This window comes from Vibrio sp. 10N.222.55.C6, assembly GCF_041473395.1.
GTDB classification, from domain to species: Bacteria; Pseudomonadota; Gammaproteobacteria; order Enterobacterales; family Vibrionaceae; genus Vibrio; species Vibrio crassostreae_C.
The window spans coordinates 37,944-62,280 of record NZ_JBFRSD010000021.1 but is presented as its reverse complement, the minus strand read 5'-3'; the positions used below and the strand labels follow the sequence as shown (position 1 = coordinate 62,280).

The 24,337-nt window shown below is 45.3% G+C and carries 26 protein-coding genes; 14 read left to right on the top strand and 12 right to left on the bottom strand.

The annotated features are described in order from the left end of the window. The first annotated feature begins 118 nt into the window (after window positions 1-118). A complete protein-coding gene (locus AB4486_RS14750) occupies window positions 119-661 on the top strand; it encodes a glycine cleavage system protein R (RefSeq protein ID WP_017060705.1) in 543 nt (180 codons plus the stop codon). Between the two features lie 12 nt (window positions 662-673). Next, window positions 674-1,144 (top strand): thioredoxin-dependent thiol peroxidase, encoded by a 471-nt coding sequence (bcp, locus tag AB4486_RS14745; RefSeq protein ID WP_017060706.1) that lies wholly within the window; start codon window positions 674-676, stop codon window positions 1,142-1,144. 132 nt (window positions 1,145-1,276) lie between these two features. Here bcp and AB4486_RS14740 read toward each other — a convergent pair whose 3' ends face one another. Both AB4486_RS14740 and AB4486_RS14735 read right to left on the bottom strand, forming a co-directional pair. Further along, window positions 1,277-2,356, bottom strand: a complete 1,080-nt coding sequence (locus AB4486_RS14740) for an AI-2E family transporter (RefSeq protein WP_372117532.1) — start codon at window positions 2,354-2,356, stop codon at window positions 1,277-1,279. Continuing rightward, window positions 2,349-2,588: a sulfurtransferase TusA family protein gene (locus AB4486_RS14735; protein ID WP_017060709.1), complete on the bottom strand. Its 240-nt coding sequence runs from the start codon at window positions 2,586-2,588 to the stop codon at window positions 2,349-2,351. Before AB4486_RS14735 ends, AB4486_RS14740 begins: the two co-directional genes overlap by 8 nt. Before the next feature lie 178 nt (window positions 2,589-2,766). Here AB4486_RS14735 and AB4486_RS14730 point away from each other — a divergent pair, with 178 nt between their 5' ends. The 4 genes from AB4486_RS14730 (at window position 2,767) to AB4486_RS14715 (ending at window position 5,729) form a co-directional block, all read left to right on the top strand. Next, window positions 2,767-4,221, top strand: a complete 1,455-nt coding sequence (locus AB4486_RS14730; protein WP_372117530.1) for a M48 family metalloprotease — start codon at window positions 2,767-2,769, stop codon at window positions 4,219-4,221. Between the two features lie 123 nt (window positions 4,222-4,344). Next, on the top strand, window positions 4,345-4,695 hold the full coding sequence (gene arsC, locus AB4486_RS14725) for an arsenate reductase (glutaredoxin) (RefSeq protein WP_372117528.1): 351 nt from the start codon (window positions 4,345-4,347) through the stop codon (window positions 4,693-4,695). Between the two features lie 6 nt (window positions 4,696-4,701). After that, a complete protein-coding gene (gene wrbA / locus AB4486_RS14720; protein ID WP_017060712.1) occupies window positions 4,702-5,295 on the top strand; it encodes an NAD(P)H:quinone oxidoreductase in 594 nt (197 codons plus the stop codon). Further along, window positions 5,292-5,729 carry a DUF2069 domain-containing protein gene (locus AB4486_RS14715; RefSeq protein ID WP_017060713.1) on the top strand — a complete coding sequence of 146 codons (438 nt, stop codon included), beginning with the start codon at window positions 5,292-5,294 and terminating at the stop codon, window positions 5,727-5,729. The genes wrbA and AB4486_RS14715 overlap by 4 nt, the downstream gene beginning before the upstream one ends. Before the next feature lie 110 nt (window positions 5,730-5,839). Here AB4486_RS14715 and AB4486_RS14710 read toward each other — a convergent pair whose 3' ends face one another. Next, window positions 5,840-7,099 (bottom strand): DUF2066 domain-containing protein, encoded by a 1,260-nt coding sequence (locus tag AB4486_RS14710; protein WP_372117526.1) that lies wholly within the window; start codon window positions 7,097-7,099, stop codon window positions 5,840-5,842. Between the two features lie 277 nt (window positions 7,100-7,376). Here AB4486_RS14710 and AB4486_RS14705 point away from each other — a divergent pair, with 277 nt between their 5' ends. Beyond that, window positions 7,377-8,615, top strand: a complete 1,239-nt coding sequence (locus AB4486_RS14705) for a uracil-xanthine permease family protein (protein WP_137001215.1) — start codon at window positions 7,377-7,379, stop codon at window positions 8,613-8,615. 141 nt (window positions 8,616-8,756) lie between these two features. Here AB4486_RS14705 and upp read toward each other — a convergent pair whose 3' ends face one another. Beyond that, window positions 8,757-9,383, bottom strand: a complete 627-nt coding sequence (gene upp / locus AB4486_RS14700) for a uracil phosphoribosyltransferase (RefSeq protein ID WP_017060716.1) — start codon at window positions 9,381-9,383, stop codon at window positions 8,757-8,759. Window positions 9,384-9,552: 169 nt separating this feature from the next. Between upp and purM the strand changes: the two genes are divergently transcribed. Together purM and purN are read left to right on the top strand one after the other, a co-directional pair. Continuing rightward, window positions 9,553-10,593 (top strand): phosphoribosylformylglycinamidine cyclo-ligase, encoded by a 1,041-nt coding sequence (gene purM / locus AB4486_RS14695; RefSeq protein ID WP_008222945.1) that lies wholly within the window; start codon window positions 9,553-9,555, stop codon window positions 10,591-10,593. Between the two features lie 132 nt (window positions 10,594-10,725). Continuing rightward, entirely contained in the window at window positions 10,726-11,400 is a 675-nt protein-coding gene (gene purN / locus AB4486_RS14690) for a phosphoribosylglycinamide formyltransferase (protein ID WP_372117524.1), read from the top strand. Between the two features lie 120 nt (window positions 11,401-11,520). Here the strand turns inward: purN and AB4486_RS14685 are convergent, their stop codons facing one another. Together AB4486_RS14685 and lpcA are read right to left on the bottom strand one after the other, a co-directional pair. Next, complete coding sequence (locus AB4486_RS14685) at window positions 11,521-12,366, bottom strand: class II glutamine amidotransferase (protein WP_048616160.1); 846 nt, start codon at window positions 12,364-12,366, stop codon at window positions 11,521-11,523. 67 nt (window positions 12,367-12,433) lie between these two features. Continuing rightward, window positions 12,434-13,009, bottom strand: coding sequence for a D-sedoheptulose 7-phosphate isomerase (gene lpcA, locus AB4486_RS14680; RefSeq protein WP_017063379.1), 576 nt, complete (start codon window positions 13,007-13,009; stop codon window positions 12,434-12,436). A 329-nt stretch (window positions 13,010-13,338) separates the two neighbouring features. Between lpcA and fadE the strand changes: the two genes are divergently transcribed. Next, a complete protein-coding gene (gene fadE, locus AB4486_RS14675; RefSeq protein WP_059019960.1) occupies window positions 13,339-15,804 on the top strand; it encodes an acyl-CoA dehydrogenase FadE in 2,466 nt (821 codons plus the stop codon). 128 nt (window positions 15,805-15,932) lie between these two features. On the opposite strand, the gene AB4486_RS14670 is transcribed toward fadE, so the two are convergent. Then, entirely contained in the window at window positions 15,933-17,180 is a 1,248-nt protein-coding gene (locus AB4486_RS14670) for a TIGR03503 family protein (protein WP_102428241.1), read from the bottom strand. A gap of 9 nt (window positions 17,181-17,189) precedes the next feature. Continuing rightward, entirely contained in the window at window positions 17,190-17,957 is a 768-nt protein-coding gene (gene dnaQ, locus AB4486_RS14665; protein ID WP_017060722.1) for a DNA polymerase III subunit epsilon, read from the bottom strand. A gap of 56 nt (window positions 17,958-18,013) precedes the next feature. On the opposite strand from dnaQ, the gene rnhA reads away from it, so the two are divergent. Continuing rightward, on the top strand, window positions 18,014-18,478 hold the full coding sequence (rnhA, locus tag AB4486_RS14660) for a ribonuclease HI (protein ID WP_017060723.1): 465 nt from the start codon (window positions 18,014-18,016) through the stop codon (window positions 18,476-18,478). 98 nt (window positions 18,479-18,576) lie between these two features. Here rnhA and AB4486_RS14655 read toward each other — a convergent pair whose 3' ends face one another. Next, window positions 18,577-19,359 carry a class I SAM-dependent methyltransferase gene (locus AB4486_RS14655; protein WP_017060724.1) on the bottom strand — a complete coding sequence of 261 codons (783 nt, stop codon included), beginning with the start codon at window positions 19,357-19,359 and terminating at the stop codon, window positions 18,577-18,579. Between the two features lie 53 nt (window positions 19,360-19,412). Between AB4486_RS14655 and gloB the strand changes: the two genes are divergently transcribed. The 3 genes from gloB (at window position 19,413) to AB4486_RS14640 (ending at window position 22,499) form a co-directional block, all read left to right on the top strand. Then, complete coding sequence (gloB, locus tag AB4486_RS14650) at window positions 19,413-20,171, top strand: hydroxyacylglutathione hydrolase (protein ID WP_372117520.1); 759 nt, start codon at window positions 19,413-19,415, stop codon at window positions 20,169-20,171. A 70-nt stretch (window positions 20,172-20,241) separates the two neighbouring features. Then, on the top strand, window positions 20,242-21,816 hold the full coding sequence (locus AB4486_RS14645) for a LysM peptidoglycan-binding domain-containing protein (protein ID WP_017063374.1): 1,575 nt from the start codon (window positions 20,242-20,244) through the stop codon (window positions 21,814-21,816). Beyond that, window positions 21,813-22,499 carry a YIP1 family protein gene (locus AB4486_RS14640; protein WP_017060727.1) on the top strand — a complete coding sequence of 229 codons (687 nt, stop codon included), beginning with the start codon at window positions 21,813-21,815 and terminating at the stop codon, window positions 22,497-22,499. Before AB4486_RS14645 ends, AB4486_RS14640 begins: the two co-directional genes overlap by 4 nt. 106 nt (window positions 22,500-22,605) lie before the next feature. On the opposite strand, the gene AB4486_RS14635 is transcribed toward AB4486_RS14640, so the two are convergent. The 3 genes from AB4486_RS14635 to AB4486_RS14625 all read right to left on the bottom strand — a co-directional run bounded on the left by AB4486_RS14635 (window position 22,606) and on the right by AB4486_RS14625 (window position 24,302). Continuing rightward, on the bottom strand, window positions 22,606-23,448 hold the full coding sequence (locus AB4486_RS14635; RefSeq protein WP_017060728.1) for an endonuclease/exonuclease/phosphatase family protein: 843 nt from the start codon (window positions 23,446-23,448) through the stop codon (window positions 22,606-22,608). A gap of 61 nt (window positions 23,449-23,509) precedes the next feature. Continuing rightward, window positions 23,510-23,848, bottom strand: coding sequence for a nitrogen regulatory protein P-II (glnB, locus tag AB4486_RS14630; RefSeq protein ID WP_017063373.1), 339 nt, complete (start codon window positions 23,846-23,848; stop codon window positions 23,510-23,512). A gap of 130 nt (window positions 23,849-23,978) precedes the next feature. Further along, window positions 23,979-24,302 (bottom strand): cytochrome c, encoded by a 324-nt coding sequence (locus AB4486_RS14625; RefSeq protein ID WP_170791809.1) that lies wholly within the window; start codon window positions 24,300-24,302, stop codon window positions 23,979-23,981. Window positions 24,303-24,337 lie beyond the last annotated feature (35 nt).

Sequence of the window (24,337 nt, the reverse complement as noted above, 5' to 3'; positions counted from 1 at the left end):
ATCATTGGTTGCATGTTCGAAGCAAGGTCGCACATAAAAAGCCCCGCACGCACGCTTATTCCACGAGCTAACTGTGCTAACATGCATGAATCAATGGAATATAAAGAGACGTGATTTTATGACTCAACATCTAGTAATCACAGCTGTGGGCACTGATCGCCCAGGTGTATGCAACCAAGTGGTTCATTTAGTCACCCAATCAGGCTGTAACATTATTGATAGCCGTATCGCCCTGTTTGGCGAAGAATTTACGCTTATCATGCTGCTGTCTGGAAAGGCAAACAACATTACCCGCGTTGAAACCACCTTGCCCTTGCTTGGACAAGAGCACGACTTGATTACGATTATGAAGCGAACCTCAACTCATGATGTTATTGAGAACTCTTACACAGTAGAGGTGTTCGTTGAGTCAGACGATAAAATCGGACTTACTGAGCAGTTTACCCAGTTCTTCGCAGACCGAAACATCGGCCTCGATTCGTTAAGTGCACGAACCATCAATAAATCTAAGGTTCAACTCGACAACGACCAATTCCATATCTCTATTACCGCTTCTGTGCAATCAGAATGTAACTTGATGCAGCTACAAGAAGAATTCGATTCGCTGTGTCAGAGCCTATCAGTCCAAGGCTCGCTCAACTTTATCAAAAACAGTCTTTAAAAAGGAAATGTCATGAATACGCTAACGGCTGGTGTTCCAGCACCTGCTTTTTCTCTTCCAGATCAAGATGGCAATATCGTATCTCTTGGTGACTTCAAAGGTAAAAAAGTACTTTTCTATTTTTACCCTAAAGCAATGACTCCAGGTTGTATTGTGCAAGCGGAAGGCCTGCGTGATATCAAAACACAGCTTGATGACCTAAACGTGGTTGTTCTAGGTGTGAGTGTTGACCCAGTAAAACGTCTACCAAACTTCGTTGAGAAGAAATCTCTAAACTTCACCCTGCTATCTGATGAAGACCACAGCGTTGCTGAACAGTTTGGCGTTTGGGGCGAGAAAAAATTCATGGGTAAAATCTACGACGGTCTGCACCGTATTAGCTTCCTAATTGATGAAGAAGGTCAGATTGAACATGTCTTCAACAAGTTCAAGACTAAGACTCACCACGAAGTGGTTCTAGATTACTTCAATCAAGAAGCTTAAGGGCGATTTGAGTGAGTTAATGACTTAGATTCACCACTCTCTAAGGCAAGAGCAACACTCATTAAGCTAATGATTAAGCTAAGAGCAAAAAGGCCGAACATCATGGATGTTCGGCCTTTTTCTATAACAAGATCAATTACTTTTGAGTTCGGGGTCATCGTCTAATGCGTGACTCGGTAAGGCATTCCAAACCGCCTTAACTAACGTTGCCAACGGGATAGCAAAGAACACGCCCCAGAATCCCCACAGTCCACCAAACACTAACACGGCAACAATAATGGCCACTGGGTGCAGGTTCACCGCTTCAGAGAAAAGAACAGGAACGAGCACGTTACCATCTAGCGCTTGGATAATACCGTAAGCGAGAAGCAACCAGTAAAACTGAGGCTCTAATCCCCACTGGAACAGGCCTACAATCGCCACAGGAACAGTCACAGCTGCCGCACCGATATAAGGAATCAGTACCGAGAAGCCAACCGCGACAGCCAGCAGAGCTGAATAACGTAAATCTAGAATCGCAAAGGTCACGTAGCTGACACCACCGACGATCAAGATCTCAAGGACCTTGCCGCGAATATAGTTCGAGATTTGTTGGTTCATCTCAACCCAAACCTTGGTCGCTAGACGACGGTTTTTAGGCAACACGCCACTCGCCATGCTGATCATCTCTTCTTTATCTTTTAATAAGAAGAAGATCAGCAGCGGCACAAGAATCAAGTAAACCGCAAGCGTAGCCAAGCTCACAAGAGAAGCCAAAGAACCTTTAACAACACTTTCACCAAAGCCTAATGCTTTGTTTTTCGCGTTAGACACAATCGATTCAACGATCTGCAAGTTTGCTAACTCAGGATAGCGCTCAGGAATCGTCGCGATGAACTTCTGTAAGCCGCCATACATACTTGGAATATCATTGATGAGGTTACCCACTTGCTCCCAAATGGTAGGCACTAAACCAAACAGCGCCAGCAACATCAGGCTAAAGAACATCATGATCACCAACATCACCGAAGGCGTTCTTGGAACACCGAGTCTTTGAAGTTGGGTAACAGGCCACTCAAGCAAATAAGCCAACACAATTGCAACCAAGAGTGGCGCAATTAGGTGACCAAAGAAGTAGATCGTAATAAAGCCGAAGAGAATGATGGCAACCAAACTGACAGCATGGGGATCAGAGAAACGTCGTTTATACCAACGATTGACCATTTCAAGCATCTGACTGCAATTCCTTTTTAGTGACGAGGAGATGATGGTAATTAGAGCAAACCTCAGTGATGACGTCATAGGCTTGCTTAGACAAATAAGTAACAATATCTTTCATCGAACTGTTATCAGACACATAAATTGACAATGACTGCCCTACTTCTAACTTTACACTGTGACGCTTGGCTAATAATAGCGCCATTGGACAGCGCTCTTGGCGTAAATCTAGAATATTAGGTGTCATTCTTGAGCTCGATGCTTATTATAAGGGTCGTATTGTAATCTGTTTTTGAAAACGCGCCATCATTCATTCATCCTCCTTCATGATAGCGCACGCACTTGGCAAAGGTTAAATCAGATAAAGAACCAATTTCCATTGCACTTGTCTTACTGTCAGAAGAAACGGAGTATTACTGACTAATATGTTTAAACGCGCTCGCTCAATTGCTTGCTTATGCATCGCAGCTACATTAAGCACCCCAACTATGGCGAATACCAATAGTTTGGAGCTACCAGATATCGGTACCGCTGCTGGCGGCACACTCACTATCGACCAAGAGCTTATCTATGGTGATGCCTACATGCGCATCATCAGAAGTAGCCAGCCTATCGTAAACGACCCAGTTCTAAATCTATATATTGATACTCTTGGCCATCGTCTGGTCGCGAACGCAAATGATGTAAAGACACCTTTCCAGTTCTTTATGATCCGTGACCGCAACATCAACGCCTTTGCTTTCTTTGGTGGTTATGTTGCTTTGCACTCAGGTCTATTCCTGCATGCACAATCTGAAAGTGAATTAGCTTCTGTATTAGCGCACGAAATCGCGCACGTAACCCAACGTCACTTAGCGCGTAGTATGGAAGACCAAGCGCGCCGCTCTCCAGCAACCATTGCAGCGCTAGCAGCCTCTGTATTACTGGCAATTGCAGCTCCTGAAGCCGGCATTGCAGCCCTAACGGCAACGACTGCGGGTAATATGCAAAGCCAAATCAACTACACCCGTAGTAATGAAAAAGAAGCCGACCGCTTTGGTATCAACACGCTAGCAAAAGCTGGGTTTGATGTGAATGCGATGCCACGTTTCTTTGGCCGTTTAGCTGATGAATATCGCTATGCGAGCACACCACCGCCAATGCTACTGACTCACCCATTACCAGAAGACCGAATTACCGATTCACGTGCTCGTGCTCGTAGTTACCCGCCACTGAAACTGGCTCCCTCTCTGGACTACCACCTAGCAAGAGCCCGCATTGTTGCGCGCTATGCTGGCATTAATAATGATGCTGCTCTTGATTGGTTTGAGCGTCAGCTAAAGAAAGCCCCTAAAGCTTTGGTTCCGTCATTAGAATATGGCCAAGCACTGGTTTACCTAGACTCTAAAAAATTAGACAAAGCAGAGCCCATCCTGAACAAGCTGATTAACAGCGATCCAACCAACCTGTTTTATCTAGATGCTATTTCGGATCTGCACATCGAGAAGAAGCAGCCTGAGATTACGATTAAAGAACTTAAATCGGCACTGGTTCGTCAACCAAACAACCCGGTTCTGACCATTAACTACGCCAACGCACTGATTGAAAATGAAGATCTTCAAGAAGCGGTTCGCGTATTGCAGCGTTACACGCACGATAACCCGAATGACACCAATGGCTGGCACTTACTTTCAAAAGTAAATACGAGCCTTGGTAATAGCGACGAAGAACTGGCTGCTCGTGCAGAAATTTTGGCACTGCAAGCCAACTGGAACAAAGCGATTCAGTACTACACGCAAGCAAGCCAAATCGCAGAATTAGGAAGCCTAAAACAAGCACGCTACGACGCTCGAATTGATCAGCTAATGATTCAACGAGAGCGCTTCTTGTCGCTACAATAGAGTGTTTACTGGTAACGCTCGTTGCCAGTATAAAAAGAAAGCTCAACGTTACACAAAAAAAAGAAGTCACCTATGGTGGCTTCAGCTAAACAATTAAATCAAAAATAATAATGAGGAAGAACCATGTCTGTCGTGATTTATCATAACCCACGCTGCTCAAAGAGCCGTCAAACTCTAGAAGTGCTTCAGGAAAACGGCGTACAGCCAGAGGTAATCAAATACCTAGAGACTCCGTTAACAGTTGAACAGCTGAAAGTACTGTTCACTCAGCTTGGTTTTGACAGTGTTCGCGACATGATGCGCACCAAAGAAGCGGACTACAAAGAAGCAAACCTTGGTGATGCTTCAGTCACTAATGAAGATCTTTTCGCCGCGATGGCAACCAATCCAAAACTGTTTGAGCGCCCAGTCGTTGTCGCGAACAACAAAGCAAAAATTGGTCGTCCACCAGAGCAAGTGCTAGAGATTCTGTAATCCAATATGAGCATTAACATTCTTGTTCTTTACTACAGCCGCCACGGCAACACACAAGCTCTAGCAAGGCAGATTGCACGAGGGGTTGAGTCTATCCCAAACTGTGAAGCCATGTTAAGAACGGTGAACGACGTGTACACGGTAGAAGAGCAGCCTGATTCACGCTATCAACCAACCGATCCTATTGCCTCGTTACAAGAGCTTCGATCTTGTGATGGTTTGGCGCTAGGCAGTCCGGTTTGGTTTGGTAACATGGCCGGGCCAATGAAGCACTTTTGGGATAGCACGACATCAATGTGGATCAATGGTGATCTCATCGATAAGCCAGGTTGTGTATTTACCTCTTCTTCATCATTGCATGGTGGTCAAGAGACAACACAACAAAGCATGATGTTGCCCCTGCTTCATCACGGCATGTTAGTCGTGGGCATCCCCTACTCAGAACCGGCGCTGCACACCACTCAAACTGGTGGTACGCCTTATGGTGCAAGCAGTACTGGAGAGAGCGCTTCACTTAGCAAAGAAGAGATTGAGTTGGCGCAAAACCTAGGTAAACGCCTAGCGCGCATCGCAATAAATCAGAAGGGAATTTCTCAATGATGTATATGCCAGAGAAGGCTATGTCTCCCAAAACCAAGCTATTTCGCTACCTTGCTTTAGCGGGCAACTTGTCACTGTTATTCTGGGTGGTGGCTTGGCAGATGACGCTTTCACCGCACCCTCATCTCAGTAATGTCACACTGGCGATTGCTTGGGCTATCCCGCTGTTATTGCCATTACCGGGCATTTTAGCAGGAAAACCTTATACGCACGCATGGGCAAATTTCGTCTTGATGCTCTATTTCCTACACGCATTAACTATCTTGTATGTAGACGATGGTGAACGTTTATTAGCGGCTGTAGAACTGCTTCTGACGACTCTAGGTTTCGCGGGCAATATCTTATTTACTCGCTTTAGAGCCAAAGAGTTAGGCATCAAGTTGAAGCGCCTTTCCGAAGTAGAAAAGAGAGAGAAAGCTAAGTTCGAGCAATAATATTGAGCCCATGCTTTTAAACTGACCGCTTACAAACAAAAAGCCCTGCGAGATTGCTCTTGCAGGGCTTTTTTCAAGTTTTCATTTCAATCAGTCATGTCAGCTGACAATTATGAGCGAACCCACTCGTATACCAAGCTTGGCTTAGCATGTACTGGCGCAGTGATGGTTAGATCTTCTGTACTAGAATCCTCTAACGTTGTGTCAGGCGTATTCGTTAGCTCAGCATCCTCAGATACCTCGTTGCCCTTAATCACTTGTACGCCTGAGTCAGTTTCGTCACCAACGACTTCAGCAGCGTCTGTTGAATCATCACCTACAGACATTGTGTTGTCTTGAGTTTCAAATTCAGGGCTCACTTCAGGCTCAATGTAAGATTCTTCAACCTTCGCAACTTGGCGAATACTTGCTACTTCTTGCTCAAACTCTTGTTGAGTCGACAATAAGTGAATTCGGAAAGTGACTTCGTTGTTCTGAATCTTCAGAATATCTAGGCTTGCCACCGAGTTTAGACGCTTAAGTGCGTTCTCTAACTGGAAGAAGTCTTGAGCATTATTCAGGCTAATAAACTGCGTTAAAATCGATTCTGATGACTCACTCGCTACCGTCACAGCACTTTTGCCTGCGTAGTAGTTACTGATTTGGTCAACTAACTTCTTAGAAGTCGTGTCGCTGTTACCCGATAGTGAACCACTTACAGGCGATGTTGGTGCACTCGTCAATTGACTTGGCTTTTGATCGTATAGAGCCCAACGTAGGCCTGAAGATTGAGCCTTTATCACCAACACAGCATCAACAGGATAACGCTGACTCGCTTTACTGATTGGCGTAACAAAGCTACCCCACAAATCAGAAGTCGCAATACCCGTAATATCGTCAAAGTCACCCACAGGCAGCGTTAGAGGCAAGCCACGCTCTTTTGCCTTAGCTTGTAAGCTAGCTGCTAACTGTGAGTTAGAGTGTTCCCATACGATGTTCTTGTCGTAGTTGTCCTCTTCCACCAGCCAAACAAGGATGTTTGAACGCGTGTCAGGCCAGTAAGGTAACTGTGCTTGAGTCAACAGAGAACGGATTTGAGCACCGTTAAAACGCATACGCAATGTTGATTGGTCATTGCTTTCGCCAAAACTCATTTGAGACATGTACTGCGAACTCTTGCGCATCGCCTTTTGAATCGTCTCATTCGAAGCGACATCAGTTTGGCCAGTCGCACGTATCAATACCTGCTCCATACCTGTATTTCTTGCCACTTGTTCTGGCTGTTTGTCTTCAGCGTTAATCGCAACTTCAGCACTAAAAATATCTACTTGAGTTAAGGCATAACTCGGAGAGGCTAATAGTCCCATCAACAACAATGCTATGTAGCGCATACTGATCCTAATATTCAAATCTTGTGCCTAGATGATAAGCAACTATGGATTGAGGGGCAAGGTCGATAGCGCCCACTGTGTTTAATAACCACAAAATATCACCTGGCCATGATAAATCGCTCACTTATAAACTGAATTTCTAGGGCTTAGATGGATATAAAACATCATTAAGATAAATAAATTTGATCTATTTGGTGTGGCAATCGATTGCTAAGTGATAGAATCCCGCGAATTTTATTTTTCGCTTTTCATATAACGACCATTTTAAGGACATAACATGAAAAATGCTCTGCAAGGTGCGCAAATGCTGTTTGTAGCATTTGGTGCGCTTGTACTCGTGCCGCTACTGACTGGACTCGATCCCAACGTTGCACTCTTTGGCGCAGGTATCGGTACCCTTTTATTCCAACTTATTACACGCCGTTCAGTGCCAATCTTCTTAGCATCTTCTTTTGCATTCATCGCGCCTATCATGTTTGGTATTCAAACTTGGGGTGTCGGTGCAACCATGGGCGGCCTAATGGCGGCAGGTGTTGTGTATGTCTTAATGGGCGCATTGATTAAAGTTCGAGGTGTTGCTTTCATCCATAAACTACTTCCACCAGTCGTGGTTGGCCCTGTAATCATGGTGATCGGCTTAGGTCTTGCACCTGTTGCAGTTAACATGGCGCTAGGTAAGACAGGCGATGGTGCGGTTCAGCTTGTTGATGCAGACGCTGCCCTGTGGATCTCTTCAATTTCACTGTTAGTGACGATTGTCATCAGTGTGTTTTCAAAAGGCTTCCTTAAGCTACTGCCAATCTTCGGTGGTATTGTTGCGGGTTACATCACCAGCTTGGTATACGGCGCGGTAGACTTCACTCCAGTAGCGCAAGCATCTTGGTTAGCACTGCCAAACTTCACAACGCCAGAGTTCAACATCAACGCTATCTTTTTTATGGTATTTGTCGCGATTGCACCTGCCGTTGAACACGTAGGTGATATGCTTGCGATATCTAACGTGACCGGTAAAGACTACCTTAAAAAACCAGGTTTACACCGCACTATTACTGGCGACGGTGTGGCAACAATTGCCGCTTCAATGCTGGGCGCGCCGCCAAACACTACGTACAGTGAAGTAACAGGCGCAGTAATGCTTACCAAAGCATTCAACCCTGTGATCATGACTTGGGCTGCAGTCACAGCCATCGTTCTTGCATTGGTTGGCAAGCTAGGCGCACTACTTCAAACGATTCCGGTTCCTGTAATGGGCGGAATCATGATTCTACTGTTTGGCTCTATCGCAACAGTGGGTCTTAACACGCTAATCAAAAACAATGTTGACCTACACAAATCACGTAACCTTGTGATTGTGGGCATTACTTTAGTCTTTGGTATTGGCGGCATGGCCTTTGGTATCGGTGACTTTAGCCTACAGGGCGTAAGCTTGTGCGGTATCGTTGCGATTCTACTTAACCTAGTACTTCCAGAAGAGCTAGGTGACAACACTGTGGTAGATAAAGCTCAAATCGATTAATGAGTCGGTAAGGCTAGATTCCAAAGAATCACAACCTAACAAGATCAAAAAAGGGAGAGCATCGAATGCTCTCCCTTTTTATTAATACCGTTAATTCAGCGAGTTAAGGAACTGTTTAGAGTCACTTAAGCTGAAACCGAATTACTTAGTACCGAAGATCTTATCGCCAGCATCGCCAAGACCAGGAACAATGTAGCCCTTGTCGTTTAGCTTCTCATCGATTGCAGCCGTGTAAAGCTCAACATCTGGGTGCGCTTTTTCTAGAGCAGCGATACCTTCAGGAGCAGCAACAAGCACAAGAATCTTAAAGTGCTTACAACCTTTCTCTTTCATCAGGTCGATAGTCGCGATCATAGAACCACCTGTCGCAAGCATTGGGTCTACCACTAGAGCAATACGCTCATCGATGTTAGATGCAAGCTTGTTGAAGTATGGTACTGGCTCAAGTGTTTCTTCGTCACGGTAAATACCAACAACGCTGATACGTGCACTTGGGATGTGCTCAAGAACGCCGTCCATCATGCCTAGACCAGCACGTAGGATTGGCACTACCGTTACTTTTTTACCTTTAATTTGGTCAACTTCTACTGGACCGTTCCAACCGTTAATCGTCACACGCTCAGTTTCAAAGTCTGATGTCGCTTCGTATGTTAGAAGGCTACCCACTTCTGTCGCTAGCTCACGAAAACGCTTAGTGCTAATCTCACCTTCACGCATCAGGCCAATTTTATGTTTTACTAGCGGGTGTTTCACTTCAACAACTTTCATTTCCAACTCCGGCAATATTTAAACAAACCTGTAGATTATACACGAACTCTAGGGTTATTTCAGAATCTTTATTCTAATAAAAAAAACCGCGCAAACGTTTGCTCTTCATATTCAAGCCCTGTTAGAATAGCGCCGTTTTCACATCCAACTTAAGTTCGAGGACTATCCCGTGAGTGGTAATACTTCTTCTCTAAGCTACAAAGACGCTGGTGTTGATATCGACGCAGGTAATGCACTAGTAGACCGTATCAAAGGTGCTGTTAAACGCACTCGTCGCCCTGAAGTAATGGGCGGTATTGGTGGCTTTGGCGCCCTATGTGAACTTCCAACGAAATACAAAGAGCCGGTACTTGTTTCAGGTACTGATGGTGTTGGTACTAAACTTCGCCTTGCTTTGGATCTGAAAAAACACGACACCATTGGTATCGACCTAGTGGCAATGTGTGTGAACGACTTAATCGTTCAAGGTGGTGAACCGCTATTCTTCCTAGACTACTACGCAACAGGTAAGCTAGATGTAGATACAGCAGCAGACGTTGTTTCTGGTATTGCTGAAGGCTGTGTTCAAGCTGGCTGTGCACTAATCGGTGGTGAAACTGCTGAAATGCCAGGCATGTACGAAGGCGACGACTACGATGTAGCTGGCTTCTGTGTTGGTGTTGTAGAAAAAGCTGACATCATCGACGGCACTAAAGTAGCAGCAGGCGACGCACTTATCGCTGTTGGCTCAAGTGGTCCACACTCAAACGGTTACTCTTTAATTCGTAAAGTCCTAGAAGTTTCTGGTGCTGATAAGAGTGAAGAACTAGAAGGTCGCACTATCGGTGAGCACCTACTAGAACCAACTAAGATTTACATCAAATCAGCACTTAAGATGATTGCAGAGCATGACATTCATGCTATCTCACACATCACAGGTGGTGGTTTCTGGGAAAACATCCCACGCGTACTTCCTGAAGGTACTAAAGCAGTCATTGATGGCAAGAGCTGGGAATGGCCTGCTATCTTCAACTGGCTACAAGAGAAAGGTAACGTGGAGACATTCGAAATGTACCGCACTTTCAACTGTGGTGTAGGCCTAGTTGTTGCTCTACCTAAAGATCAAGCAGACGCTGCTGTTGAACTACTGAAAGCTGAAGGCGAAAACGCTTGGGTTATCGGTGAGATCGCAAACGCTGAAGCTGGCGAAGAGCAAGTTGAAATTAAATAAGTGATACGCTCACTTACTTAGTTAATCAATGAGGACCTAATGGTCCTCATTTTGCTATTTAGCCCGCAGAAAACCTTAGTTTATGTAGGTACATTGTAAACAATTCAGTTAATCAATCGTATGACCCACTCTATGAAAAACAATCACTCAAATAAAACCAGTCACTCTCAGAAAAACATCGTTGTGTTAGTTTCAGGAAGCGGAAGTAACTTACAGGCTATTTTAGATGCCTGCGATAGCGATATGATTGATGCATCGGTTAAAGCTGTCTTCTCAAACAAAGCAGAGGCTTTTGGATTAGAACGAGCGAAAACCACAGGTGTTGACGCTCATTCAGTGAATCCAAAAGACTTTGGTTCACGTGAAGAGTTTGACCATGAATTGATGGTTCAGATCGATGCTTACCAGCCAGATTTAATCGTACTCGCTGGCTACATGCGAATCCTGAGTTCAGAGTTTGTTCGTCACTATGCAGGGAAAATGGTCAACATCCACCCTTCTCTGTTGCCGAAATACCCAGGCCTACACACCCACCAGCGTGCCATTGATGCGCAAGACAAAGAACACGGTACTAGCGTCCACTTTGTTACCGAGGAGCTCGATGGCGGCCCTGTGATCTTGCAAGCTAAGGTGCCGGTATTTGAAAATGATGATGCTGATATGTTGGCAAGCCGAGTGCTGACTCAAGAACACTGCATTTACCCTATGGTCTGCAAGTGGTTCGCGGAAGACCGTTTATCAATGGTCAATGGACAGGCTGTGTTAGACGGTAAAGCGTTAGGTAAACACGGTTACGCAGAAGAGTAATTCGTCAAACGACTCTCAGACAACAAATTGCTGAAAAACAAAAAGGCCGCTTACTGACTGGTTAGTGCAGTAAGCGGCCTTTTTTATAGGGTTCAAATAATACTATTCGGGACACTTAGCTCAGCTCAATGGTTCAGTTGGCGCTTGGCTTGCTACCTTCTTCGGCGCATAAGCGACATCTTCCAGTGCTTTATGATTGTTGCCAATCAGCTCACCAAAATGAAACAGCGCGTATTCGCCCGGCTTCATTCTAAACCACTCTTCATTGTCTGTTAGAGGCTGAGTTGCCACCACTGTAACCACATCATTAGGCGTAGTTTCTTCCTGGAAGTTAATCTCAACATCTTCATCAATCAGGCTCGCTTTACCAAAAGGTGCGCGCCTTGTTATCCAGTACAAATGGTTGGTGCAGTAGGTCATGACATACTCACCATCACTGAGTAACATGTTAAATACGCCTTTCTCTCGCAGCTGGTCACAACACTCAGCCACAAAGCGGAACATACCTTCCATATCTTGAGGTGGCTCAGGGAAACGCTCTTCAAGTTGTTTGAGTAGCCAACAGAAAGAGAGTTCACTGTCTGTCTCGCCAACCGGTCTGAAACGACCACTAATCAGATCGTCGTAATCCGTTAATTGACCATTGTGAGCAAAGGTCCAGTATCGCCCCCAAAGCTCACGGGTAAAAGGGTGTGTATTTTCTAGATTAACGCCACCACGGTTGGCTTGACGGATATGACTGACAACAGCTTGGCTTTTAATTGGGTAGTTTTGAACCAACTCAGCGATCTTAGATTCACAGCTCGGATTCGGATCTTTGAAGGTACGAAAACCCTTTCCCTCATAAAAGGTAATACCCCAGCCATCACGATGCGGGCCAGTGTTGCCTCCACGCTGCATAAGACCAGTAAAGCTAAAACAAATATCAGTTGGCACATTCGCGCTCATACCGAGCAATTCACACATGGTTTAATCTACTCCCTATTAAAACCAATGGAGCCAAAAAGCTGGGCTCCAAATGTCTGTAAAACTATTATTCCATCTCTTTTTCGACAAGCTGAATCACAATGTGGATGATCTTAATGTGAATCTCTTGGATGCGATCTGCGTAGCCAAAGTGTGGTACTCGGATTTCGATATCCGCACAACCCGCCATTTTACCGCCATCTTTACCCGTCAATGCAATCGTCTTCATGCCTTTCGCTTGAGCCGCTTCAATCGCTTTTAGAATATTGGCAGAGTTACCTGAAGTCGACAGACCGAACAACACATCACCTTTACGACCCACCGCTTCTACATAGCGAGAAAACACGTGGTCGTAGCCAAAATCATTACTCACACAAGATAAGTGGCTAGGGTCTGAAATCGCAATGCCAGCGTAGCCCGGGCGATTTTCACGGTATCGGCCTGTTAGCTCTTCCGCGAAGTGCATTGCATCACAGTGTGAACCACCGTTGCCACAAGAAAGCACCTTGCCTTCTTGTTTGAATGAGTCAGCAATCAGTTTTGCCGCCGCTTCAATTTGAGCGATGTTATGGTCATCACTCAGGAACTTATTCAGAACGTCAGCAGCTTCGTTTAATTCACTTTTGATTAGGTCTTGGTACATAAGGCTTATCTCTTATTTTTTTTGACGCAGCTTAAAGTGCGTGAAATGAGAACTGAGGGTTTTCCCCTCTTTATAGCTGAGTTTACCCACAAACATGAAATAGTGTCGACACTTAAGCCCAAAGATTGCCACCTTAATTAACTTGTCGTTGTAAATCCGTCCAAATATTCGCCACCAACCTCTCACAATTAGAACTTTAACTCTATTGAGATCACTTTTTACTCACCTTGGAGTTTTACAAATATTTAATATTTTGTTTACACTTGACTGGTTAGACCTCTTACCTAAAACTTAATAACAATAAGTGATCTCTGAAAAGGAAATCGATCATGAACATATTGCTCTCCCTACTCGGCATGACCGCCATCTTAGGCGTCTGTCTTTACCATAGAGTTAGTCTGGTACGTGCATTAGTTGTATTAACCGGCGCAATGGTAGCATTAACACTGCTTGGCGGCGTGGCTGTTACTGGCTGGCTTTGCTATCTATTAGCCGTTGCGATCTTTGCTGTACCGACCATTCGTCAGACACTGATCAGCCAAAAAGCACTCTCTTTATTTAAGAAAGTTCTGCCAGCGATGTCTCAGACAGAAAAAGAAGCACTAGAAGCTGGCACAGTATGGTGGGAAGCAGAGCTGTTCAAAGGCAAACCTGAATGGAAGAAGCTTCAGAACATTGCTGACCCAAAACTCTCTGAGGCTGAGCAAGCGTTTTTAGATGGTCCAGTAAATACCGTGTGTGAAATGGTCAACGATTACCAAGTGACACATGAGCTTGCTGATTTGCCACCAGAAGTATGGCAATACCTGAAAGACCATAAATTCTTCGCCATGATCATCAAGAAAAAATACGGCGGCTTAGAGTTCTCAGCTTACGCTCAATCTTTGGTTCTACAGAAGTTGACGGGTGTTTCTAGTGTATTGTCATCGACGGTTGGAGTACCTAACTCATTAGGCCCTGGTGAGCTTTTACAACACTACGGTACAGAAGAACAAAGAAACCACTACCTGCCTCGCTTAGCGGAAGGTAAAGAGATCCCTTGTTTTGCTCTGACTAGCCCAGAAGCCGGTTCAGATGCAGGTTCAATCCCAGATTACGGTGTGGTTTGTAAAGGCGACTGGCAAGGCGAAGAAGTACTTGGCATGCGCCTAACTTGGAACAAGCGTTACATCACTCTCGCGCCTGTCGCGACCGTTTTAGGCTTGGCTTTTAAATTGCGTGATCCGGATGGCCTGCTTGGTGACCAAAAAGATCTTGGTATCACTTGTGCGCTTATCCCAACGGATTTAAAAGGCGTAGAGATTGGCAACCGCCACTTCCCACTAAACGTACCTTTCCAAAATGGCCCGACGCAAGGCGACGATATCTTCGTCCCTATCGATTTCATCATTGGTGGCCAGAAAATGGCCGGTCAAGGCTGGCGTATGCTGGTTGAGTGTCTGTCGGTTGGTCGTGGTATCACACTACCTTCAAACTCAACCGGTGGCATTAAGTCTGCCGCGCTTGCAACTGGCGCTTACGCTCGTATCCGCCGTCAGTTCAAACAGCCTATTGGCCGCATGGAAGGGGTTGAAGAGCCACTTGCACGCCTTGCAGGTAACGCTTATGTAATGGACGCTGCAAGTAACCTAACCGTTGCGGGCATCGACCTTGGTGAAAAGCCTTCGGTTATCTCTGCAATCGTTAAGTACCACTGTACTCACCGTGGCCAGCGCAGCATCATTGATGCGATGGATATCGTCGGTGGTAAAGGCATTTGTTTAGGCCCATCGAACTTCCTAGCTCGTGGCTACCAAGGCTCGCCTATCGCGATTACGGTTGAAGGCGCAAACATCCTGACTCGTTCAATGATCATCTATGGTCAAGGTGCGATTCGCTGTCACCCTTACGTACTGAACGAAATGGAAGCGGCTTATTCTGAAAGCAGCGATGCGCTTGATAAGTTTGATTCAGCGTTAGCAGGGCACGTTAGCTTTACGATGAGCAACCTAGTCCGCAGCTTGTGGTTTGGTTTAACCGATGGTCGTGGTTCTGATGCGCCAACACCTTCAAATAAAACAGATAAACAGACACAGCGTTACTACCAACAGCTAAACCGCTACAGTGCAAACCTAGCGCTACTGTCTGATATTTCAATGGCAGTTCTAGGCGGATCACTGAAGCGTAGAGAACGTTTATCAGCAAGACTGGGTGATATCTTAAGTCAACTTTACCTCGGTTCAGCAACGTTGAAGCGCTTTGAAAGTGAAGGCAGCCACGCTGAAGATCTACCGTTAGTACATTGGGGGATGCAAGATAGCTTACGTCAGACTGAAGTGGCGATTGATGAATTCTTAGCGAACTTCCCTAACCCTGTGATTGGTCGTCTGCTTCGTGTTGTGCTAATGCCATTTGGTCGTATCCGTCGTGCTCCAAACGACAAGCTCGATAGCAAAGTTGCGCACATTCTACAAACACCAAGCGAAACACGCTCTCGTATAGGTCGCGGCCAATACCTAGAAGCGACGGAATACAACCCAGTAGGTAAGATTGAAAAAGCGCTAGAAGTGATTCTTCAAGCTGAACCTCTGTTCGACAAAGTCTGCAAAGAGACACATCAAAAACGTGCCTTCTTACGACTTGATCTTGTTGCTCAGTTGGGACTTGAGAAAGGTATCTTAACGCAAGACGAAGCAAATCTTCTGATTAGCGCTGAGGAACATAGACTGTACACGATTAACGTGGATGACTTCTCACCAGAGGAGCTTGCAGCAAAATCTCAGTACCCAGACCAATCGATTGATAACGTCGCTTAAGGCCAGAAAAAGAAACAAAAACGGGACTACTATGAGTCCCGTTTTTTTGTTCATGATTTCGTTGCCACAAATTCCAATGCTTTATCTAGCAGCTTATTCTCTCTAGACAATCTAATCATCTAAGCGAGTTACTTGGGCGCCTTGAGCTGCATCTCAGGTAACGCTTTTTTCTTCGCCTTGACCTTACGAACCACAAACCAAATCAATAAGCCCAATAGAATAGCGACCACATTACCCACCGCAATAATGATCATACTGCGCTGTCTGTCATCTTCACGTTTTTGAAGGATCATCAACTCTGTTGCGATACGCTTCTGTTCAGCAAGAGCTTCTTCTTGAAGACGTCGTGACTCTGCTAAGTCGATATCTTCAACAACGCTGTACGACTGCTCGGTAATTGGAAAAATCAGCGGGCGCTGACTTGAAGCATCAGTGGCATAAACCATCCCTGACCAATTATAAATTCCTAAATCGCCATTATAAGGCACCTCTAAAGCGACTTTCATTGCGTCGACTTCAGCTTGCCCCTGCTTGTACATCACATATTCATCAGGAGCCTTGTGCTCAACATGAACCGCTAACGAGCTCGGTGCGATCATCCCCTGTTCACCAGACACCACAATAGTATGAGGTAAACCCTCTTTTCGTGATTGAATGAAGGTGCTAGTGATCGGTGTTGGGTAAACCAAGACTTCTTGCTCTTGCGCTCGCAGGAACACGCCATTACCAGAGGTAATACGCGCTCGGTATTTACCGGGCTCGATATCAATTGGCAAAGAGACAGTGAACACACCATCTCCGGCCTTTTCATCAAGATCAGCGCCATCATCGGCAAACTCGCCCATCACAACCGGCACCGGGCGCGCTTCTCTCACCAAAGACTCTTCGTTTTCAACAAACTTAGTAAAGGTAACCTTAAGCTTCACGCGATCGAGAAAATCGCGCAGCACCAGCGGCTTGCCATCAGAAGTCAGTCGAGCTGTAAATTTGATGCGCTCTGTTTGATACAACTTATCTGGGAACTCATTAGCATCCAAAACAAGATGAGACAGCAGCTTGATATTGTTCTTAGGGGAAACTTTACCTATCGCTTGCCAAGGGCCGGGCATCGGATTGTCGATAGAGATAATGTCCATGGACGATTCTTCGTACCAACGGACATTATCAGCATTGCGCCAAGAGTAGTATTTCTTGCCATCAGGGCGAACCAAAACGACAGGTTTAGAGTTATCGGCTCGATAAATCACAAAGGTGACTTGTTCAATACTGGGATCAACTCGAAAACGGTTGTCCAATAAACTCATTGCGGATTCTGTTGCTGCATGTAAGCCAAAACTTAACAGCAATAAGCAACCGGTAGCCAATACCCTTAACATACTTTCTCCCTACTGACGCCAGAGGCAGCTTCCGCTTTTCTCGACGAGATCTAAACGACTTTGATGCGCTTCTACTTCATCGGCCGTAGCTCGTAAAACCTTTAGGGATTTTCGACCACTTTCTACTCTTCGTATGCTTTCGGCTTCACCTTCCTGTTGACCAGCGTTAAATTGCAGCGAAGTTTGACCACCCGTCATCAATAAGTAGACGTCGGCTAGGATCTCCGCATCGAGCAATGCGCCGTGGAGAGTGCGGTGCGAGTTATCGATACCGTAACGGTCACATAAGATATCTAGGTTGTTTCTTTTACCTGGGAATATCTTCTTCGCCATTGCCAAGGTATCGGTAACTTTACAGTAGTCATCCGTTTTACCTATCGCTGGGTTGAGCTTCTCAAACTCATAGTCCATGAAGCCCGTATCGAAGGGCGCGTTATGAGCCACCAGCTCCGCACCTTTGATAAAGTCGAGAAACTCTTTATGAATGTCTTGGTATTCAGGCTTATCAATCAAGAATTCATCGGTAATACCGTGAACGCCAATCGCCTCTTCTTGAATCGCACGATCGGGCTTGATGTAGACGTGGAAATGACGCCCGGTCAGCCTACGGTTGATGATCTCTACTGCACCAATTTCAACGATGCGGTGACCCATATAGTGAGGGCCACCTTCTGTATTCATACCGGTGGTTTCGGTATCGAGTACAACAATGCGCTTATTTTCGTTCGAACTGTTTTTTTCGTTCGTGCTTTGTTCTGGAGTGCTACTGGTATTCATAAGGATAACTGTGTCAGACTATGCCGATAATGTGCTTGAGGTAATAGTATCAAATCATGACGAAACAAGTTGAAATTTTCACTGATGGTTCTTGTTTAGGCAACCCTGGTCCCGGCGGCTATGGCATCGTACTTCGCTACAAAAAAGTCGAGAAGACGCTAGCAGAAGGTTTCACGCTAACAACCAATAACCGTATGGAAATGCTCGCCGCTGTCGTTGCTCTCCAAGCCCTCAAAGAACCTTGCTCTGTGATTCTGACCACAGATAGCCAATACGTGCGTCAAGGCATCACACAGTGGATTCATAACTGGAAAAAGCGTGACTGGAAAACAGCCGACAAGAAACCGGTTAAAAATGCCGATCTGTGGCAAAGGCTCGATAAAGAAACCGCTCGCCATAGCGTTGATTGGCGCTGGGTAAAAGGACACGCGGGACACAGAGAAAACGAAATGTGTGATGATTTAGCGCGAAATGCAGCGGAGAATCCGACTCTAGAAGATACGGGCTATCAACCAAGCTAATCGTCTTTTTAATTAGACGCACATTTCAGAAAGCGATTTATAATTTCTTAAACTAATTGACAATTTCTCAATCGAATTGATAGATGAAAAGCCGACAACTAATCGGCTTTTTCTGTTTTTAGCGGATATGACGCTTTGGCTGAATCCATTGTACGGCGCGTATTGGTTCTAAAACTTGCCCCAACAGGCGAGAAACGTCGCTTAAGGTGCCAATGTGGTTTGATGGGTTTTAGCGGGTAAGTACGCTTACGAGCAACAATAAAGTATTGGCTTCCGGCGAAGGATGCACAACCACCTAAGCTGTTCTCCAACCACGTCCACATCGCTTGATACTTACTCATCGGAAACAGCGCGTAGGTGTCACAATGAATTACTTCATAGTTAAGTACACCTAACCAGTCTTTAATTCGACTTGGCGTGTACATACGCCCACTCCAAGGCAAGCTGTTCTTTCGCCAAGGCATCAAACTGGCAAGCCCAGTGACACTGATTGGGTTGAAGCCCGTGATAATGATATAGCCATCGTCCATCATCACTCGATCGACTTCTCTCAATAAGCGATGCGGGTCATTGCTATAATCTAGCTGATGACTCAGTACTACAACATCAAAGCTTTTCTCCAAAAAGGGTAAATTATAGCCATCCGCTATCACATTATGTAATGGGTTCTGGATATCTAGGTTTACTTGATGTTGAATGTTGCATGTGCAGCTAGAAATCTCACTACTGAGGCCACCGAGCTTGAGCATATGGTAACCAAATAGCTTTGGGCACCACTCATCGAGTCGAGTTTGAATAGATTCTCTCAACCAGTCCCCATTGTGCAATTGCGCCCAAGTGTAAGGACGTTCAAACTTCTTTCTGCTACGTGCTGGCTTCATCAATAATCTGTCTCACTTATTCTGTCGCACTAATAGTGACTGGAGAACCAATAATGTTACATATCAAAAGCATACCTGCATTTAACGACAATTACATCTGGCTGATTCAAAATAGCGATCGCCGTTGTGCTGTCGTCGACCCTGGTGATGCGGCTCCAGTATTAGAGTACTTGGCACACCATGAGCTAACTTTAGATGCAATCTTGATTACACACCACCATCACGATCACATTGGTGGTGTTCCAGAAATCGTTAGACAATTTCCCGGCGTGGATGTTGTCGGTCCAAGGAATGAACCTATCCCTACCTTAACTCATCCGGTCGATGATGGTGATCAATTAGAACTGTTTGGCGAAGTATTCCTCGTCCTAGGGCTCAGTGGCCATACTGCGGGTCATATTGGTTATGTGGGCGATGCCAAACTGTTTTGTGGTGATGTGTTGTTCTCTGCGGGCTGTGGCCGAATCATGGAAGGCACACCACAACAGATGTTCGATGCACTGAATAAGATCACGGCTCTGCCTCAAGAAACCGAAGTGTATTGTGCACATGAGTACACTGCAGCCAATATCGCTTTCGCATTAGCCGTAGAGCCTGATAACCAACATTTGCAGCAATATCGCGACCAAGTGAACCGACTTCGCGCTCAAAATAAGTCGACCATCCCCACAAATTTGAGACAAGAGAAGTTTGTGAACCCCTTCCTGCGCTATACCGAGCCAAGTGTAGTGAAATCAGTGTCTAATCGCACCGAGCAGACCGATCCTTTATCGGTATTCACCGCTTTACGTGCGTGGAAGAACGAATTTTAACAAATACAGACTTGTCACTCATAGGGGGTGGCAAGTATTATCATCGGCCGTTAATTAAAAAGGCTGTAACATGCGAGTTAAGTACAGCTGGGCTTTGGTATTACTACTTTCTGGTTGCCAATTAACTCAGTCAGAGAATCCAGACCAAGCTTCCGAGCAAACCAACACATCTCCTACTAAAGAAGTTTCTCAAGCGAACGTTTCATCAGAAGCAACAGCCAAAGAAGATCAAAAAGTTGAAGCACCTGTCGTTACTCCACAAACACAAGAAGATGTTTGGAAACGCATTGCGATGCAACTTGAAATGGAAGTGCCAGACCAAAAGAAGGTCGACTACTACCGAACTTGGTATCTCAAGCACCCGAGTCATCTAAAAACAGTATCAAAGCGTGCTGAACCTTTCTTGTATCTGATCACGACTAAGATTGAAGAAAAAGGCTTACCACTAGAATTGGCACTACTACCCGTTGTAGAAAGCTCTTTCGATGCGTTTGCCTACTCTCATGGCAGTGCTGCTGGTCTATGGCAATTCATTTCAGGCACTGGCAAAGACTACGGGCTTGAACAGAACTTTTGGTATGACGGCCGCCGCGATGTTGCCGCCTCTACCGACGCCGCATTGGACTTCCTCTCAGATCTTAACCGACGTTTCGATGGCGACTGGAATCATGCGATTGCTGCCTATAACAGTGGTGGTGGTCGAGTAAACAGCGCAATCCGCAAGAACAAGAAGCTTGGCAAGCCAATCGACTTTTTCTCTTTGGACTTACCAAAAGAGACCAGCAGCTATGTACCTAAACTGCTTGCTCTAGCAGATGTCATTGCCAACCAAGAAAAGTATGGCATCGATATTCCGGCGATCCCGAATAAGCCAGTGCTGACTCTGGTTAACCCTGAAGAACAGCTTGATTTAGCCATTGCTGCGAACTACGCAGGCATTCCTGTCAAAGAACTTCAAGGTTACAACCCGGCTTACAACCAATGGGCAACGGCACCAGAGAAACACCAACAACTATTACTTCCTTTAGATTCAGTTGAGAAATTCAACAAAGAAGTCGCTGCCAATAAAGGCAAAGGCATGAAGTTGGTGCGTTACAAGGTTCAATCTGGTGACAGCATTAGCGTACTGGCAAGCAAATATAACACCACCAGCAAAGTGATCCGCTCTGCAAACGGTTTGAGCAACAACAATATTCGTATTGGCCAGCACTTACTTATCCCAACATCCACCAAAGACGACAAGACATACGCCCTAAGCGCCTCAAACCGCCTAGCAAGCACACAGTCGAAGAGTCGTGGTCAATATAAGCTCAGCCATACTGTAAGAAGTGGTGACAGCCTATGGACGATTGCACGCGCAAATAAGGTCTCTCATCAATCACTGGCTAAGTGGAATGGCATGGGACCACGCGACACGCTTAGAGTTGGTCAAGAACTGGTCATTTGGAAGAACGGCTCAGACGGCGCCATCATCCGTACGATCTTTTATAACGTAAGATCAGGTGACACAGTCAGCGGTATTGCATCAAAGTTCAAAGTAAAAAGTACAGATGTTGTAAAATGGAACACTTTGCAGAACAAAAAATACCTACAGCCAGGACAAAAACTGAAGCTGTATGTTGATGTAACTAAGGTAAGTGTATGAACCCGTCAAGTAACCCACTCGTCATGCTGTTGGATATATTCCGTTCGCCAACAGCTTGTTTCTTAGCGCTTTATCAACGAAGTGCTTGGGGATGGCAACCCTACGTCGTATTAATGCTCAGCCCATTTTTGTTTTGGGGTGCTTATTTTTCGAATGTAGATTTTGCATGGTTAAGTGCAGAGCTCTCGCAGCAACTGGCTCAAACGAACCCTGACCAATTGGCGTTACTTGACAGCAATACCTTACTCGCAAGTGAAATCATCAGCGACGTATTTGGCCGAACATTAACCATCGTTCTATTGGCATTCTGGTTTAACCTAGCAACCAAGCCAAGCCAACATCAGCACAGCTTTTGGCGATGGTTTGCAGCGGCATCGGTTGTTATATTCCCAGCTGTTTTAGGTGATGTAGCAAGCTACGCAAGCCTGATACTCAAGCATGGACATGTGATGAACTACGCTGCCGACTTGAACAGCTTAAATGGCTTGATCAAGTTACCGCTAACTAATGATTGGTCACAGTTTGCTAGCTCATTACCACTGCTTCTGCCATGGTACATCGTGCTAGGTTATGCTGCAGTATTAACGTGGACTGAGTTTGAACGCGGGCAAGCGCTTGTGATTTCAGGCTTACCATGGGTTGGCTACTACCTAATCTGGGCGCTCTACATTTTAATCTTTTAAGTAGAAGAGATAAGGCTAGCGAAGACTCTCTAGCCTATTGTTCCGTTAGATTTCCCAAGGTAACCACCGTGCGAATGGTTAAGTTCCAATGACTAATAGCTAATCACTATTTAGCCTTAAAGGTCACTCGCATAGGGTTATGATCAGAAGCGTCCGTAATGGGCGCTTTTGCTTTTTCTACCTCTAGCCCTCGATAGAACACATGGTCGAGCACCAGTCCTGTAATGAACTGAGTTCTGTTATCTGGCTCAAAGGCAACTTCCGTCAAACCAACCTTCTCCAACGCATCTTTCAATACAGCAAAGCGAGCTTCACTCCAGCTATTAAAGTCCCCAGCAAAAATAACCGGCCCACGATACTTTTGCAGATTGTCAGTTAAGCTCTTGAGCTGAGCCTCGTAATCTTCCGTACCAAAGGTAAAGTTCACAGCGTGGATATTAATCACAGCCAGCTCTTCGCCATTGTTTAGTTGGTAACGCGACCAAAGCGCCGATTTAGGCAGTTGAAGCCAAGGTTCTTCATGAGTATAAGCACACGCTTCAATCGGTAAATGGGTTGCTAGGTTGAGTACCCCAGCACTTTGCTCAAAGGCCTCAAACGCATTAACACGTGTGCTTCCCCACTGTCCGCTCATTACCCATTGGCGAAGTCCTTCTGTCATACTAGCTTCTTGCAGCAAGACTAAATCGCTACCTGCCGACAGCTTATTTAACTCACTCTGCCAATTATTTCGGTTTTGCTTGTAGATATTCCACACCGTAATGTCTAAGCCATCAGACACATCAATCGCTTTCGGTGCAGAGTTTTGGTAGCAACTGTAGATGTCGTTACTGGTACTTTGAGAGGAAATGATCAGGTTGGGTTTATTCGGGATCACGAAGATAAAATGAAAACTAACGACAGCAAGCGTTATCAATAACGTGATAACAATGATGGTTTTCTTAAACATACAGCACCCTACCAGAGATGAAAAAGGAGCGATAAACGCTCCTTTTAGGGTAATAGTTTTTTTATACGGCGTCTTCGTCTTCTTCGCCAGTACGAATACGTACCACACGTTCAACTTCAGTAATGAAGATCTTACCGTCACCAATTTTACCTGTTTGAGCCGTCTCAATGATGGTATCAACACATTGGTCAGCCACTTCGTCGGTCACAACGATTTCTAGTTTCACTTTAGGTAAAAAGTCGACCATGTACTCTGCGCCGCGGTATAGCTCAGTATGACCTTTTTGACGTCCAAAGCCTTTAACTTCAGATACTGTCATACCCGTAATACCCACTTCTGCAAGTGCTTCACGTACATCATCAAGTTTGAATGGCTTGATAATGGCTTCAATCTTTTTCATGTTCATCCCTTAAACTGTGCGAATGGCTCATTATCGGTTAGCTATAGTAAACATTCAATGAAAAAAGCCAGAGCTTTAAAGCTCTGGCTCGAAATTTATCATCTTGTTTAATCAGCGCTTTGAGAAGGTTTTACTTAAGGCTTGCGTAGTAAGCGGCTAGATTCGCGATGTCTTCATCACTCAGCATTGAAGCTTGAGCCTGCATTACAGCGGCCAAACCGCCGGTGCGCTGGCCATTCTTATAGGCCTTAATTGATGAAGCGATGTATTGCTCGTTTTGACCTTTAAGGTTTGGATAGCCAGGGATCACTGCGATACCGTCTGCACCATGACATGCCGCACAGATTGCTGCTTTAGCTTGACCCGCAGCAACATCAGCCGCCAGAGCGTTACCACTCAATAGTCCAAATCCAAGAACTAATCCTAGTGTAATTTTCTTCATTGCATATTCCATTAATTATTTTTATTAAAGTGACGGTGAATTGTGAC